This window comes from Pyxidicoccus sp. MSG2 (assembly GCF_026626705.1).
Classification (GTDB): Bacteria; Myxococcota; Myxococcia; order Myxococcales; family Myxococcaceae; genus Myxococcus.
The window spans coordinates 925,721-940,342 of record NZ_JAPNKC010000001.1 but is presented as its reverse complement, the minus strand read 5'-3'; the positions used below and the strand labels follow the sequence as shown (position 1 = coordinate 940,342).

Here is a 14,622-nt window from a genome sequence, read left to right as displayed (position 1 = left end):
TATCAGGGCTGAAAGCGATTCCGCGGCAGCGGCCGGTCCGAGGTTGGCTTCAGGTCTGGACTGGCTTCATGCCGGCTGGACACTTCCATCCATGGTGTGCTCCGGGGGCCCTCCAACTCAGGCCTTCTGGCCGACCTTTCCGGAAGCTTCCTCGGCCGAGGACGTGGGCTCCGCGGCCTGTCCGGCCGGAGTGTCGCGCTGGACGATGACACGCCCCACCTCGGAGGCCTTGAGGGTGCCGCCGGCGATGAGCTTGTCCACGAGGCGGCGGTGTTCCTCCTCGTGTTCCATGGGCAGCGCGTCCGAGTCGCTCTCGTACTGGATGACGACGTCCTTGCGGCCCGTCGCGGGGTCCACCTGCAGGCGGAGGATGAGGCTAGCCAAGGGCAGGCTCCTTCTTCTTCTTCGGCGCCGCCGACGCGGGCGCCAGGTGGGTGAAGGCCTCGCGGTCCAACACCTTGCGTTCGATGAGTAGATCCCGCAGCGCCACGAGCCGGTCCTTCTCGCGTCGGAGGATGTCGCGGGCGCGGGCGCGCTGCACCTCCAGCACCTCCTGCACCGCGGCCTCCAGCGTGCCGCGCGTGGCGTCGGAGAGGGCGTGTCGCTCGGAGTTGCGCCCCGGCGCGTCGAAGCGGCGCACCGGCACGCCGTCGCCGCCCATGCCCAGTTCCTCCACCAGCTCGCGGGCCATCTCCGTGGCGCGCTGCAGGTCATGCGCGCTGCCCATGGAGAGGTCGTCCAGCAGGAGTGACTCCGCCTCGCGGCCGCCGAAGAGCATGCAGATGCTGTCGAGCATCTGCCCGCGCGTGACGACGTAGCGGTGCGCCGGGTCCGCGTACTGCACGAAGCCGAGCGAGCCCGCGAGGTCTCCGCGGATGCTGATGCGGTCGATGGCGGGCGCATGCGGGCAGAAGAGGGCGCACACCGCGTGGCCGGCCTCGTGCGTGGCCACCACCTTCTCCTCCGCGGGCGTGAGCTCCGGCCGGTCCAGGAAGTCCGTGAGGGCCTTCTCCACGTCGACAGCCTCGGTGGGGGCCTGCGTGCCGTCGCGCAGCCGCCGCCGCGCGAGCGCCCGGCACAGCGCCTGGATGTGGTCTCCGGAGAAGCGCGTGCCGGTGCCCTCCACGAGGTCACCCGTGCGCTTCACCGCGTAGTCCAGCGCGCGCTCCGTCATCCCCAGGCCCAGCTTCTTGTCGTAGATGGACAGGATGGCGCGACGGTCCGCGCTGTTGGGGTAGGGGATGCACAGCTGGAACTCGAAGCGGCCGGGGCGCAGCAGCGCCGGGTCCAGCGACTCCACGAAGTTGGTGGTGCCCACCACGAAGACCAGCTCCTCCTTGCGGAAGCCGTCCATCTCCGTGAGGAGCTGGTTCACCATGGAGTGCTCCACGCCGGAGCCGGTGAAGGTGCCGCGCGCCGCCGCGAAGGAGTCCAGCTCGTCGAAGACGATGATGCTGGGCGCCGCCTGCCGGGCGCGGACGAAAATCTGACGGAGGTTCTCTTCGCTCTCGCCCACCCAGCGGCTCTTCAGCTCCGGGCCGCTCACCACCTGCACCGCCGCGCCGAGCGACGACGCCATGGCCTTGGCGAAGAGCGTCTTGCCCGTGCCCGGAGGGCCCCAGAAAATCATCCCGCGCGGCAGGAGTCCCTCCACGCGCTTCACCGCCTCCGGGTCGTTCAGCGTGTCCTTGTGCGCGAGCACGTCCAGGATTTCCTGCTGGAGGCGCTGCTTCACCTTGGCGTAGCCGCCGATGTCCGCGTTCAGGTCCATGTCCGGCACGCTCAGGTTGCCGGTGAGCGTGGCGGAGCGGAGCTGCGCGTATGCGGGCCTGGGGTCCGCGGGGTAGTCCTCGCCGGTAATCGCGCCGAGCAGCCGGCGCAGGCGCACGGCGTTGACGCCGGAGACGTGCTTGTAGAGCGCGTAGGGCTGGAGGCCCCGGCCGAACTTGCGGCTCTCGCGCTGGGTGATGAGGTAGCGGAGCCTGTCGCGGCCCACGCCGAGGATGCTCTCCTTGTGTGGGAAGAGGTTCTCGATGACGCGCGGCACCGGAAAGGACGGGTCCTTGAAGCCGACCCAGAGCATCTCCGGGTTCTCGTACAGGAGGGGGATGACCTCGCGCGCCTCGGAGGTGAGGCCGCCGCTGCTGGTGGTGAGCAGGTCCAGGTGGGGCAGCACGACGATGCGCTCGCGCACCGCGCCGCGCACCGCGTCCCGGAGCTGGCCGATGAGCGTGGCCATCATGCTCGGTGCGGGCATGCCCGGAGGTGGCTCCTGCGCGGCGCGGCCGTCCAGGTAGAGGAACTGCTTGCCGTCCTTCTTCAGCCTGTCGCGCAGGCACTTGTAGAAGAAGGGCGTCAGCTCCTTGTCGGCCTCGATCATCACCGGCAGCCCGCGCAGCAGCGCCTCGCAGACACGGTTCAGCTCGGCGGGGTAGGCGGCCTCGACGGCGGCGAAGGGCGACAGCTCGGTGGGGAGCGTGTCCTCGGAGATTCGCTGGCTCATACGCGAACCTTGATGGTGAGCGAGCCGGTGGCCGCGTCCTCGTGAATCTCCTCCACGGTGCCGAGCTGCCCCGCGCGCACCTTCAGCGCGTCGGCCGTCACCTTGTTCGACACGGCATCCAGCTCGGACTTAAGGTCTCGCAGGCGACCTTCGAGGCGGCGCGTCACCTGCTCGCGCAGGCGCTCGGAGGCATCCTGCGCTTCGTCCTCCAACCGGGTGCGCGCCTTCTCCCGTGCCTTGACCTCGGCCTGCTTCATGTCGCCGGGATTGGCCACGGATACCTCGCCCCGGGCCGTCAGCTTCACCTCGGCCTGGTCGGCGAGGGTGACGCTGACGTCTCCAGTGGTGACGTCCACGGCGATGCGCACGCCGTCCGACTCCGTGCGCACCGCCACGTCGCCGTCACGGGTGAAGCCCCGGCCCTCCAGCTCCGCCGCGAGCAAGTCGGCCAGCTCCTCGCGGGACAGCAGGGGGAGCAGCTCCAGCTTGGAGCAGATGCCGTCGTCGGCCTGCACCACGCGGTTGAGGGACTCGGAGACGGAGACTCGGTAGGCGCGGCTCATGGGGCGCTCCCGGGAGGGGAAGGGGGAAGGGTAGCTGGAATCGCGCTGGCAGTCGTAAGGGACGACGCCAGCTCCCGCTCCAGGTCCGCGGCGCGGCGGAAGCCGGCCTCGCCGAAGGGGCCCCACTCGGAGAGGAGGAGCTGGGCGGCGTCATAGCCGTCGTCGAAGAATCGCACCGCGCGGTGGTCCGCATCCCAGCGCGCGAGCCGGCCCAGGGCGCGGAGGTAGCCCCCCGCCGCACGGGCGGCCGCGGCGCGCAGGCCCAGGGACGCGGTGGGGGACAGGCCCTCGACCCAGCGCGACGCGGGCTGCTCCAGCAGGGGGCGTCCGGCCTCCAGCAGGAAGCCGGCGAGGTCTCGACGCCCGGCGGTGTCCACGGCGTCGAGGAACGCGGACAGCACGACCTCCTGCGCGGTGCCCCGGGCCACCAGCGCCTCGGGCTCGTGGATGAAGCGCTTGGACTCCTCGAGGCGGCGCCAGCGGCGCGCGAGGTCCTCTCGCAGCGCCTCCAGCAGCCAACCGCCGTCCGCGAGCAGCGGCGCGAAGGATGCGGCGGTGAGCTTCGGAGGCGCGGCGCCGAACAGCTCGGGGACGCCGAGCCAGCAGAGGGCGGAGCGCCGGAAGAGGGCCTGCTCACCCACGGCCTTCGCGCAGGGCGTGCCGGCCACGAGGCGGCCGCAGAGGTAGAGGAAGAGCTCGTCCGCGAGCGTGAGTCCGCTCTCCGCGTCGAGCGACTTGCACCCGTGCTTCACGAGCGGCTGCTCCAGCATCCAGCGCAGCGTCTGGAAGCACAGGGCGGAGAAGTGGAGCGCGGGCGGCGGGTGCCGCTCCCAGAGCCGGCCGGAGCGTTCCTGCCCGCCGTCGAGGTAGCGCTGCGTGCGCCAGCCGCCGCAGCGGGCGAGGGTGAGGACGGCGCCCTTGGAGAGGGTGTCGCGCAGCGCGTGCATCGCACCGGGGCTGAGGCGCTCGGGGACGGTGTGCCTGTCGCGGAGGAGGTCCTCGACGGGGGTGTACTGTCCCAGGCCGATGATGGCGCGGGCGAGCGTGAGCAGGTCATGCTCGGCGGTGGAGACGCGAATCATGGACGGAGCCGGTTGGCGAGCTCGGGCCAGCCGTTGATGACGAGCTTCCCCTCGACGAGGTGCATCTCGGCGGTGTTGGGGGCGGTGAACTGGGGCTCGTCGGGGGAGTAGCGCCCGGTGAGGAAGTGCATGACCTGGTTGCGCGAGCCAATCCAGCGCCGCCGGGTCTCCGGCTGGTCCTTCTCGAAGCGGCCGTCCACCAGCAGGTCCACGGTGCGCAGCAGGCGCTCCACGTCGGGGTTCGCCTGGGCCTTCAGTTCCGCGAGCGTGTGGCCGGTGAAGACCATGACGCTGAGGCCGGCGGCGCGGACGCGCTCGCAGAGGTCGGCGGCGGGGCCGGCCTGGGAGGTGGGCTCGCCGCCCAGGAGGCTGAGGCCCTCGATGCCGGGGGTGGCGAGGATGCGCGCGGCGAGGGACTCCACCGTCATGACGGTGCCGCGCTCGAAGGCGAACATCTCCGGGTTGCAGCACCCCGGGCAGCGCAGGGCACAGCCCTGGACCCAGATGGAGAAGCGCACGCCCGGCCCTTCCGCCTCGGTGCGCGGGACGACCTGCGCCACCCTGAGCACGGGGCAGTTGTCGGGAGTGGGAGAGGTGCCGTGGGCCGGGGACATGGGCGTCTTCCGCAGCATGCCAGGAGCGGCCCCGTCCCGGGGAGGGGCGTGTGTCCACTTCGGCGGTCGGTTTCGGGGAGATGCCCCAAAGCCTGGCCACGTGTGGGGGAAGGGCGCCTGCCCGGCAGGATGATGGGCTGGCGTGCGGCTGATGTATATCCGGTTGCATCATGCCCACCCGACGCGAGTACGGCGCCACGCCCTTCAACGTCCCCGGCCAGTTTGTCGGAATCGACTTCTCTCCCGACTCACGACGGCTGTGGGCCGTCCTTCCTGGCAGTGCCACCTCCCGCCTGGTGTCCTTCGACGTGGCGAGTGGCGCAGGGGTCGAGCAGCGGGAGCTCGAGGGCAGCCTGCGCGGGGTCCACTCGCTGCCGGGGGGCGACGTCCTGGTCGGGGGTTGGGGGCTCATCCGCCGCATCTCCGCCAAGGGCAAGCCGGCGTGGACGCTCAAGGGCCCGCAGGACCTCCATCTGGCCGCGATGAACCGGGACCGGTCCCTGTTCGTCAGCATCGAAGGCTCCAAGGCCCTGGTCCGTGACGCCGGGCGCGCCACCGTCCTCCACGAGCTCGAGGAGAAGGATGGAGACCTGTACGCCGTCGCGTTCAGCATGGACGGAGCACTCCTGGCGACCGGGTCGTCGAAGGGGACGGTCCGGCTGTTCGACGCACACACCGGCGAGGAGCGGGCGAAGCGGAAGAGCACCAAGGTCTTGACCCTGGCTTTCTCACCGACGGGGGAGCACCTGCTGGTCGGCCATGGCACCGGGAAGGTGGAGCTGTGGGCGGTGAGTAGCTTGAAGCCGGTGTCGCATTTCGTGGCCCATCACTCGTTCGAGGTGGGGGGAGGCGCCGGTTGCCGCTGGGTCGCATTCTCCGCGGATGGCACGCGCGCGTTTTCGCTCGGCAACGAGCACCGGCTGCGCTCGTGGAGCGTCCCGGACGGCGACGAGGGGCCGACCATCGACGTGCCCAGGCGGCACGCGCAGGGCGCGGTCACCGCGCTCTCTCCGGATGGCCAGTGGCTCGCCACCGGCTCTACCCCGGGTGCGCTGAGTGTGTGGTCGGCGGTGGACGGCGCGTCGCGAGTCGGGGACGCCGCGCCGTCGCCGATTCTCGGGCTGGCCCTCACCCCGAGCACCGTGGTTGCCACGTCGAGAGCCTCCTGCGTCTCCTGGACGCGCGACACCGGGAAGCGGACGGAGATTGAGGCCGGGTTCTCTCCCACGGACGCGAAGGGCCTGTCGTCCGGCGTGCTGGTGCGGCTCGACTACGATTCCATCTTCGTCGGGAAGTCGCTCGACGCGGAGGCGCGCGAGGCCTTCATGCTCTCCAGCTACGCCTCGGGTCCGCTCGCGATTTCCCGGGACGAGACGCTGCTCGCCGCACCGGCCCAGGAAACCGTCCAGGTATGGGCGCTGAAGCGGGGCCTCCTCAAGGCGGACCTCCCGCACAAGGAGCGGGTGCAGGCCTGTGCCTTCGGCCCGAAGGATGCGTGGCTGGCCACCGCAGACAACGCGCTGCACCTGTGGCGGCTGGGGAAGACGCCACAGGTGGTGCGCGACATCTCCCTGGGAGACGCCGCGTTCGGCGTGAGCGTGCAGGGGCTGGCCGTCTCTCCGCGTGGCTGGATTGCCGTCAGTGTGGCCGACAGCGAGCGCGATGATGCGGAGTGCGCGTTGCTCCTCGTGGACCCGCGCAGCGGCGAGACGGTGAGCCGGCTCGAGCGTCACGACGCCTGCCTGGGTCAGCTGGCCTTCGTGGGAGATACGCGCGTCGCGGTGGCGGACTCGCTGGGACGGTTGCTCATCGCGGACGTCTCTGCCCCGGCGAAGGCGCGCTGGCTCCAGCCGGACTCGGAGGATGCGCGGCCCGACGTGCTGGTGAAGGAGTCGAGGCCCATCGCGAGGCTCGGTGATGCGGTGGCCTGGGTGGGCCCGGATGGCAGCGTGGTGGTGGAGACCCTGGAGGCGGCGAAGGTCTCTGACGAAGTCCCCTTCGTGCTCGAAGCGGAGGCGGAGTCCGGTGCCGCGCGCACGGGCGCAAAGGGACGGAAGGCGAAGAACGCCGTGACGGGCAAGCCGGCCGGCCTCTTCGAGAAGCGTCTCGCGGGCGCGTGCTTCCTCTTCGCCGGCCGCTTCAAGGAGGCGAAGCCCACGTTCCGCGAGCAGCTGCTGAGGGAACTCGGCGCTGCCGTCTCCTCCAGACCCGACGCGAAGGTGACACACCTGGTGCTGGGGGAGGGGGCCGCGGCCAGCGTGGCGCCGGGGCTGAAGTCCAAGGGGGCGGAATTCACACAGCTCTCCGAGCGGGAGCTCATGAAACTGCTTCTTCCCACGCGAGACGAAGCCGTCGCGATGCTCCGGAACGAGGTGAAGGCCGGCACGGAGCGGTGGAACTCCTGGCGCAAGCGCTACATGGACGTCCACGGGGAACGGTTCCCCGTGCCGCTCCAGGGCATCGACCTGGCGGGGCTCGACCTGAGCGGGTACCAGTTGCTGGTGTTGGACTTCACCGAGGCCCGGCTCCCCGGAGCGGACTTCTCGAAGGTGTACCTGTTCGACGCCGTCTTCCGGCGCGCGAACCTGCGCGAGGCGGACTTCTCCAGGGCAAGCTGCGGCCGGACGGTCTTCTCCGGGGCAAACCTGCGCGGGGCCCGCTTCGACGGGGCGGACCTGGGCGGCGCGCGCTTCGACGGCGCGGACCTTCACGACGTGGACTTCTCGAAGGCCCGGCTGACCTACGTCGACTTTCGTGGCACGGACCTGCGCGGGGTGAGGCTTCCCTCCGAGCTGAAGGACGTGAATCACGACGCGAAGACCCGGTGGCCGAAGGGCTTCAAGCCGTAGCTCCACCCCGTCGACGCCGACTATTGCCCGCCGTGTTTTCTCAGCCCCTCGGCGGGCACGTCTCGCGCCGTGGCGGTGTCGCGGAACATGGGCAACTGCGAGGGCAGCGCTCCGCGAACCACATCCCGTGCCCGGCCTCCGAGCCGCAGGTCCAGCTTCACCGCCACGGGCACTTCTGCCTTGCACTTCGGGCAGCGCGAGGCCTCCTGCCGGATGGACGCTCCGCAACCCGCGGGGCACGGCCGCCGCGAGCGCGCCTCCATCCGCCGCGCCAACAGGCCCGCCGCCACACAGCCCACCGTGAAGACCAGCACGAGCAGCAGGGCCAGCGGTGCCCACAGGATGGCCGCCGCGGCCACGCCCAGGCCCAGGAAGTCTTCCGTGCGCATCAGCCACCGGTATGGGTGGAACAGCTCGGACTCCAATTGGTCCACGCTCTGCTGCAGGCGCTGCCGCATCGACAGCGTCGCCACCGCGATGCCCGCGCCCACGGCGCCCACGGCCCATGGATGCAACTGCCCCGTCTGCACGCCCATGGACGCGAGCGCCACCATCGCACCGCTGCCAGCGCTCAGCGCGAGCTGTGCCGACCCCAGGAACATGCGCAGGTCCCCGTCCCGCTGCGTGTACATCTCGAAGGCGAGCAGGGTGACGAAGATGCCCATCGCCTCGGGCGTGGCCATCCAGGCCATGTCCGAGGGCAGCGCGAGGAAGCGGAAGTGCGCGGCCAGCGCCAGCAGCAGCAGGCTTCCCCCCGCGCGCGTGCCGGACGCGCTGCTCAGCCCGATGAGCTGTGAAATCAGTGCGAACGAGAGCATGGCTCAGCCTCCCACCGGGGCGGCGAGGAACGACTGGAGGAGCCCCAGCTTCTGGAACACCCACCACAGCAGCGCCACCGAGGCGGCCGTGAAGGCCAGCAGCGTCAGCAGGAAGCCCACGAGCAGCGCCACCTCCCATGCCGCCATGGGGATGCCCCGGGCCTCGCGCTCCGTCTGCCAGCCCAGGTAGCGGCGCGCGAAGAGGCCGGCGGCGGCGACCTGGCCCGTGCTCAGCACCACCTTGGCCAGCGCGCCGAAGCCGGGGACGAAGGTGAGCAGCTCGCACAGGATGATGGACGCCGCGAGGAAGCACGCCGCCGCCAGCCGCAACGTCAGACGCGACACCTGTCGGCGCTGGGGCGTGAGCAACTGGAGCGCCGGCTGCACGAGCGTCGCCCGAATCCAGAAGAGCGCGGCCAGCAGCAGCAGGGACGTGAGCAGCGGGAACCAGCTCGCCGCCAGGCTGGCCACCGCGACCACGCCCACCGCGACCCACAGCCGCGCGGAGGCGCGCTCGGAGGCCAGCTGGTGCAGCATCTCCCGGTCGGCCGGGCTCGGAAGCGTCTGTTCGCCGCACCCGGGACACGGTCTGCCTCGCAGCACGGCGCCGCCCGGGATTTTCTCGGCGCAGCGGCGACAGCGGCCGCCCAGCAGCAGCGCGAGCTCGTGCTCCTCGCTGCCGGCGACCCCGGTGGCACTCATCGTCACGGTGACTTCCCCCTCATTCCAGAGCCTTCAAGGTGTAGACGGTACTGGTGGGGAATGGTCTTTCCAATGGGACGCCCCGCGCTGCCCCACCCGCACCGGGTGCGGGAAGCCCCGCCCCGTGAAGCGCGCCCTCACCCGGCGCGCGAGTGATGGATGCTGAATCCTCTTTCGCGGCAATTTCCCGTCAGAGCTTCACCTTTGAAGTAGAGTGCGTCAGCCATGACGCGGCCTGTGTCCGCCTACGCCCCTCGAAGCGAGCGCAAGCCGTTGTACGTGAAGGTGGTGACGCAGCCCGCACTCCATGGGTGCTGGGCCGTCAACATCAGCGACACGGGCATTGGCCTGGTTGCCACTCCGCGCGACATCGCGGAGGGGCCTCGCGAGGGCGAGGAGGTGGAGCTGTCCTTCTCGCTGCCCGACTCGGGAGAGCACATCCGCGTGCTCGGGGACGTGCGGTGGCGGCACGACGCATCCGGGCCGGTGACGTCGCTCGGCGTCGTGTTCCGCACCTTCGAGGGCTCGGACCGGGTGAAGCTGGCGCGCTACCTCACCACCACGCACATCCAGGTGGTGGTGGCGTTCGCCAGCGAATTGGAGGCCCGCGGGGTGCGCGCCGCGCTGGAGGGGCAGGCCACGCCCCACTTCGCCTCGCACGTCGACGAGGTCCACACGCTGCTGACGCGAGGCGACGCCGCAGCGCTGCTGGTGTGCGGGCACGACGAGGAGCAGGCGCTGGCGCTGGTGCAGTCGCTGGCCCTGCGCCGCGCGGAGCTGGACGTGTCCGGCGGCGGGCCACCGAGCGACCTCGCCTCGCGCATCGTCTACTGCGCGCCCGCCGCCCCGGAGCGGCTGGTGGCCCTCTTCAACTCCGGCCGCATCTTCCGCGCCCCCGGCACCCACCCCACGCCGGAGGCCCTGCGCCAGGCGGTGCTGGAGGCGGGCCGCGAGCACGGCGTGCGCACCGAGCAGTGGCGCATGGCGCTGGAATTGGAGCGCAACCTGCTGCGCGAGCGGGCGCTGACCCAGGCGCTCCCGGCGGCCCCGGGCGGCCGGGGCGCGGACGAGGTGGGCTTCCGCAGCGGGGCCATGCAGCGGGTGATGGAGATGGTGCGCCTGGTGGCGCCCCACCGTGTGGCGGTGCTGCTGCAGGGCGAGACGGGCACCGGCAAGGAGGTGCTGGCGCGCATCCTCCACCGGCTCAGCGGGCGCGGCGACGTGTCGCTGGTGGCGCAGGACTGCGGCGCGCTGTCGGAGACGCTGCTGGAGAGCGAGCTGTTCGGCCACGTGAAAGGCGCCTTCACCGGCGCGGTGGCGGACCACCCGGGCCTCTTCGTGCTCGCCAACGGTGGCACCATCTTCCTGGACGAAATCGAGAACACCACCCCCAACCTCCAGGCGAAGCTCCTGCGCGTGCTGGAGACGGGGGATGTGCGCCCGGTGGGAGGCCCCCAGGTGCGCCACGTGGACGTGCGCGTGGTGGCCGCCAGCAACAAGGACCTGGGCGAGGAGGTGCGCGCCGGGCGCTTCCGCGCGGACCTCTTCTACCGGCTCAACAGCTTCACCATCGACATCCCGCCCCTGCGGGACAGGCCCGAGGACGTGCCCGAGCTGGCGCGCTACTTCCTGGAGCTGTTCAACCGCGTCCTCAAGCGCTCCGCCAGCGGCATCGCCCCGGACGCGGAGGACGCGCTGCGCGCCCATGCGTGGCCGGGCAACGTGCGCGAATTGCGCAACGTCATGGAGCGCGCCGTGCTGCTGTCCCGCCCGGGCGAGGTGGTGACGCAGCGGCTCTTGCCGCCGGTGCTGGGCGCCACGGTGCCGGTGCGCAACGAGCACGCGGGAGACGGCTCGCTGCGCGCGCGGCTGGAGCGGGTGGAGCGCGAGCTCATCCGCGAGGCACTGGAGCGCCACGGCGGCGTGCTGCGGCGCGCGGCCGTGGCGCTGGGCATGGACCCGGTGACGCTGGGCCGCAGGGCCCGGCGCCACGGCCTCTGGAAGGCGGAGGACTAGGCTTCAGGCCTCAGTGCGTCTTCACCCACTGGAGCACCGGCTTCCAGACGCGTTCCTTCGCGTCGTTCGCGAGGAACAGGTCCGCGTGCCCGTAGTCGAGCGCGCGGGCCGCCTCCGGCAGCGTCCGCGCGGTGAGGACGGTGACGTCCTGGCTGCCCAGCAGCGTGAGGGTGTGCTCGCCATAGCGGCCCACGCCGCCCGCGGCGCCCACGTACAGCACCGGCACCGTCACCTTGTGGAGGTTGTCGTCGTACGGCACGGGCAGGCCACACGCCCACGCCTCGGTCTCCACCACCTCGTTGAGGCTCTGGTACGGCGCGGCGCGCTGCGCGTACTCGTAGAGGTAGGCCTCGCGGGTGAAGGTCATCGTCTCGGGAAGACCGAGCGCGTCCGGCATGGCGGCCATCAGGTGGTAGCCCGGGGTGATGGCCTTGAGCGGCGCCAGCAGCGCGCCCGTGGCCGCCGCGGAGACGATGGCCGCCTTGCGGTTGGTGGGCTTGCCGGTGCCCGGGCCGAACACGTCCTCGGGCAGCAGCGGCGACGGCGCGTTGGGCGCCGTCGCGGCGAGCTGGCCGAGCAGCTGCAACGTGATTCCGGGCGCGGGGCCCAACAGGCCGCCCTCCACCCGGCCCGCCTGGCGCGCCGCGTTCAGCACCGCGTGGCGCTCACAGGCAAAGGCCTGCTGGTCCGCGTCCTGGGGCGCGTAGCGCAGCACCATGTCCACGGGGATGAAGCCATCCACCTGGCGCAGCCCGCGCGGCAGCTTCGCGTCCAGGCTCATGTACGCGTACGCCACCGCCGCGCCGCGGCTCCAGCCCATCAGGTGCATGGAGCCGTTGCCGCCGCTTCCCGTGACGAGGCGCAGCGCGCGCGCCACCGTGAGGCCGGTGCCCACGTCCTGCGCGTGCGTGCCCAGCGTCCAGTTCGCCATGAAGGAGAAGTCCTGCGTGCCCGCGGGCACGCCCGCCCACCGCAAATCAATGCCCCACACATCCACGCCCTCCTTCGCCAGGAAGGCGGCGATGGACTGGTCCGCCGGCACCTGCGCCGAGCCCACGCTGGAGAGGAAGGCCGCCTCGAAGCCCCACCCGTCGCCATGCACCATGAAGACGGAGCGGTTCGTACGCGCCGGCCGCCAGGGGCCGTCCTCGCGTACGACGCGGTGGAGGGTGATGAAGTCAAATGCGCCCGGGCCCACGCGGAGCCGCAGGCGGTAGTGCGCCACGTTGCCGAACAGCACGTCGCGCGCGTCGCACCAGGCAGCGGTCTGCTTCGCCTCCATGCCCTGGAGCGTGGCCTTCGCGGCGACGGCCGGCAGCGTGGCCTCCGCGGCGACGACCTGGGGTGACTCGTCGACCGGGCTGGCCGAGCCCGTCTCAACACCACAACCCAGCGTCACACCGGCCAGCGAGACGCAGAGAATGAACAAGAAACGCATACAGACCTCGAATCAACGGAAGGGGTTCGGAGGAAGCCAACCGCCGGTCCCGGGGCTCCCCCTGCTGAGTCGCCCTCCGAGCAGAATCCAAGCCACCCCCTAAACCCTTGGAATCCCAGGAGTGCTTTCCAGACGTGAGCTTCAGGTGTGAAGCCCACTCTGGATCGAACCCCTGACATGCCCTGCCAGGTACGGGACTTCCGGGCCTGCTTCACCACTGAAGCGGGCACGTCACCTGTGCGGCACCTCGCACGAGCGAGTGGCCGCCGGCAGTGCATGGACTGAGGGCGATGAGCGTTCGCCAATAAACACAGGTGGGGAGATCCAGCAAGGGCCGATTAGTCCTGGAGGGCGGCACACCTGCATGAGTCCTGACAGCACCGGAGAACCTGACGGGGTGCTGAACACCCGAGTCTTTTCGGCCCTCGCCCCACCGAGGGGGACGGGCGCACATGGGAGGTGTAGCGCTACCCGGGAGGCCCCATGGTGGAACCGCGTTTCCAGCGAAACCTCGGTGTCATTGGTCCTGCAACGATGGAGCAACTGGCACACACGCACGTGTTGGTCGCGGGCGTGGGCGGGGCCGGGGGGCAGTGCGCGGTGGACCTGGCCCGGATGGGCCTTGGCGTCCTGACGCTCGCGGACTTCGACACGTACGAGCGGCACAACATGAACCGGCAGGTGGGCTGCTTCGAGAGCACGCTGGGCCAGTCCAAGGTGGAGGTGGTGGGGCGGATGTGCCTGGACATCCACCCGGACCTGCGGCTGCGACGGGTGCGCGAGGGAATCACGGAGGACACCGCGGAGGAGGTGCTCGCCGGCGGCGCGGGGCTGCCACCGGTGGACTGCGTGGTGGAGGTCATCGACATCGCGGGCGCGCGCGAGAAGCAGGCGCTCCACCGCGCCTGCCGCGCGCGCGGCGTGCCCGTCATGACGGGGCTGATGCTGGGCTTCGGCGCGGCGCTGCACGTCTTCCAACCGGACGCGCCGCTCTACGAGGAGCTCTACATCCTGCCGGACGGCCGCATCGACCTGCCGGCCATCATCCCCCACCTGGGCAGCTACATGCTCCAGGAGTACATGGACGCGTGCTACCAGGGCACGGGGCACGCGCCCACGTGCGTGGTGGGCGCCACCACCGCGGCGGGGATGATGGTGAGCGAGCTGATGCGCGGAGTCATGCACGGCCCTCGGGCCATGGTGTCGTGGCCCGAGTACCTCTACGTGGACTTCTTCGACCACCGCTACGTCCGGGCCTCGTTGAAGCCCGGCCGGCCCCAGCTCACACCACGCCGCGCGTCCGGGCCTCGTTGATGACCTTCACGCCGTCCACGCCCAGGCGCTTGTTCAGGTACGGCGCCACCATGTCCGCGTGCTTGTGCACGCGGTGGTACGCCTCGTCGTAGGTGCGCGTGACGAGGTTGATGCCGGAGATGATGACCCGCTGGAGGTTGTACTGCAGGTCATTGCCCTCGACGATGGCGTGAATCTCCGAGAAGAGCGGCCGCGCGTCCGACTGGAGGTTGGACAGGTGGCGGCGCTGCTCGGTGTTGGGCACGGACGACTTCGGGGACAGGCTCGCCACCAGCACCAGCGGCGGCTTGAGCTCCTCGTACACGTCCCGCATCTGGCTGAAGACGGTCCGGATTTCCTCGTGGCTGGGAGGCGCCTCCCAGCGGAGGAAGAAGACCCTGTCGATGATGGCTGTCTTGAAGACCGGAGTTCCCATGACGTCGCACAGCTCCTTCGCGCAATAAGACCGGAAGCTCCCGGTCCCCCTCTCACCCGCAAACGCATGGCGCTGGCGGGCGGTTCTGGGGCGCATCGTGCGCGTGGCGCATGGGGACGGAATCAGACCCGGGGGCCGGCATTCGCGGCAGGACAGAGCCGACCCCTGCGGCGTCCACCCGAGTCGAAGGCTCCGGCGTTGGCGAGGGTTGCGATGTCGGGGAGTGGATGCTCGCGGCGGCGCGGGTGGCGCCCATCATCGCGAGCCGGGCCCCAGGGGCGGGGCCGGAAGGCCCCGCGAGGGAGCGG

The 14,622-nt window shown here is 71.0% G+C and carries 12 protein-coding genes; 3 read left to right on the top strand and 9 right to left on the bottom strand.

Translation table 11 applies throughout. The features are described from left to right. Nucleotides 1–117 precede the first annotated feature (117 nt). Genes OV427_RS03950 through OV427_RS03930 form a run of 5 tightly spaced genes read right to left on the bottom strand, consistent with a single transcriptional unit; the run spans nt 118 to nt 4,762 of the window. Nucleotides 118–384, bottom strand: coding sequence for a hypothetical protein (locus OV427_RS03950; protein ID WP_267854771.1), 267 nt, complete (start codon nt 382–384; stop codon nt 118–120). Then, nucleotides 377–2,503, bottom strand: a complete 2,127-nt coding sequence (locus OV427_RS03945) for an AAA family ATPase (RefSeq protein WP_267854770.1) — start codon at nt 2,501–2,503, stop codon at nt 377–379. The genes OV427_RS03950 and OV427_RS03945 overlap by 8 nt, the downstream gene beginning before the upstream one ends. Next, nucleotides 2,500–3,066 (bottom strand): hypothetical protein, encoded by a 567-nt coding sequence (locus OV427_RS03940; protein ID WP_267854769.1) that lies wholly within the window; start codon nt 3,064–3,066, stop codon nt 2,500–2,502. The genes OV427_RS03945 and OV427_RS03940 overlap by 4 nt, the downstream gene beginning before the upstream one ends. Further along, entirely contained in the window at nt 3,063–4,148 is a 1,086-nt protein-coding gene (locus tag OV427_RS03935) for a hypothetical protein (protein ID WP_267854768.1), read from the bottom strand. The genes OV427_RS03940 and OV427_RS03935 overlap by 4 nt, the downstream gene beginning before the upstream one ends. Next, nucleotides 4,145–4,762: a 4Fe-4S single cluster domain-containing protein gene (locus OV427_RS03930; protein ID WP_267854767.1), complete on the bottom strand. Its 618-nt coding sequence runs from the start codon at nt 4,760–4,762 to the stop codon at nt 4,145–4,147. The genes OV427_RS03935 and OV427_RS03930 overlap by 4 nt, the downstream gene beginning before the upstream one ends. 170 nt (nt 4,763–4,932) lie before the next feature. Here OV427_RS03930 and OV427_RS03925 point away from each other — a divergent pair, with 170 nt between their 5' ends. Then, a complete protein-coding gene (locus tag OV427_RS03925) occupies nt 4,933–7,611 on the top strand; it encodes a pentapeptide repeat-containing protein (RefSeq protein ID WP_267854766.1) in 2,679 nt (892 codons plus the stop codon). Nucleotides 7,612–7,631: 20 nt separating this feature from the next. Here OV427_RS03925 and OV427_RS03920 read toward each other — a convergent pair whose 3' ends face one another. Further along, nucleotides 7,632–8,429 carry a DUF4126 domain-containing protein gene (locus OV427_RS03920; protein WP_267854765.1) on the bottom strand — a complete coding sequence of 266 codons (798 nt, stop codon included), beginning with the start codon at nt 8,427–8,429 and terminating at the stop codon, nt 7,632–7,634. 3 nt (nt 8,430–8,432) lie between these two features. Beyond that, nucleotides 8,433–9,131 (bottom strand): hypothetical protein, encoded by a 699-nt coding sequence (locus tag OV427_RS03915; RefSeq protein WP_267854764.1) that lies wholly within the window; start codon nt 9,129–9,131, stop codon nt 8,433–8,435. A 225-nt stretch (nt 9,132–9,356) separates the two neighbouring features. Here OV427_RS03915 and OV427_RS03910 point away from each other — a divergent pair, with 225 nt between their 5' ends. Continuing rightward, nucleotides 9,357–11,147, top strand: coding sequence for a sigma 54-interacting transcriptional regulator (locus OV427_RS03910; protein WP_267854763.1), 1,791 nt, complete (start codon nt 9,357–9,359; stop codon nt 11,145–11,147). Between the two features lie 10 nt (nt 11,148–11,157). Here the strand turns inward: OV427_RS03910 and OV427_RS03905 are convergent, their stop codons facing one another. Further along, the gene (locus tag OV427_RS03905; protein ID WP_267854762.1) at nt 11,158–12,585 is read right to left on the bottom strand and encodes a hypothetical protein; all 1,428 of its coding nucleotides are present in this window, start codon (nt 12,583–12,585) and stop codon (nt 11,158–11,160) included. Between the two features lie 483 nt (nt 12,586–13,068). Here OV427_RS03905 and OV427_RS03900 point away from each other — a divergent pair, with 483 nt between their 5' ends. Beyond that, nucleotides 13,069–13,899 carry a ThiF family adenylyltransferase gene (locus tag OV427_RS03900; protein ID WP_267854761.1) on the top strand — a complete coding sequence of 277 codons (831 nt, stop codon included), beginning with the start codon at nt 13,069–13,071 and terminating at the stop codon, nt 13,897–13,899. Here the strand turns inward: OV427_RS03900 and OV427_RS03895 are convergent. Next, nucleotides 13,868–14,314, bottom strand: a complete 447-nt coding sequence (locus OV427_RS03895) for a DofA protein (protein ID WP_267854760.1) — start codon at nt 14,312–14,314, stop codon at nt 13,868–13,870. The genes OV427_RS03900 and OV427_RS03895 overlap by 32 nt on opposite strands. Nucleotides 14,315–14,622 lie beyond the last annotated feature (308 nt).

Bases quoted from the DNA above. Each gene is read 5' to 3' on its own strand.
- OV427_RS03925 (WP_267854766.1), top strand. From the start codon at position 4,933: ATGCCCACCCGACGCGAGTACGGCGCCACGCCCTTCAACGTCCCCGGC.
- OV427_RS03920 (WP_267854765.1), bottom strand. From the start codon at position 8,429: ATGCTCTCGTTCGCACTGATTTCACAGCTCATCGGGCTGAGCAGCGCG.
- OV427_RS03935 (WP_267854768.1), bottom strand. From the start codon at position 4,148: ATGATTCGCGTCTCCACCGCCGAGCATGACCTGCTCACGCTCGCCCGC.
- OV427_RS03940 (WP_267854769.1), bottom strand. From the start codon at position 3,066: ATGAGCCGCGCCTACCGAGTCTCCGTCTCCGAGTCCCTCAACCGCGTG.
- OV427_RS03900 (WP_267854761.1), top strand. From the start codon at position 13,069: ATGGTGGAACCGCGTTTCCAGCGAAACCTCGGTGTCATTGGTCCTGCA.
- OV427_RS03910 (WP_267854763.1), top strand. From the start codon at position 9,357: ATGACGCGGCCTGTGTCCGCCTACGCCCCTCGAAGCGAGCGCAAGCCG.
- OV427_RS03915 (WP_267854764.1), bottom strand. From the start codon at position 9,131: ATGAGTGCCACCGGGGTCGCCGGCAGCGAGGAGCACGAGCTCGCGCTG.
- OV427_RS03945 (WP_267854770.1), bottom strand. From the start codon at position 2,503: ATGAGCCAGCGAATCTCCGAGGACACGCTCCCCACCGAGCTGTCGCCC.
- OV427_RS03905 (WP_267854762.1), bottom strand. From the start codon at position 12,585: ATGCGTTTCTTGTTCATTCTCTGCGTCTCGCTGGCCGGTGTGACGCTG.
- OV427_RS03930 (WP_267854767.1), bottom strand. From the start codon at position 4,762: ATGTCCCCGGCCCACGGCACCTCTCCCACTCCCGACAACTGCCCCGTG.
- OV427_RS03895 (WP_267854760.1), bottom strand. From the start codon at position 14,314: ATGGGAACTCCGGTCTTCAAGACAGCCATCATCGACAGGGTCTTCTTC.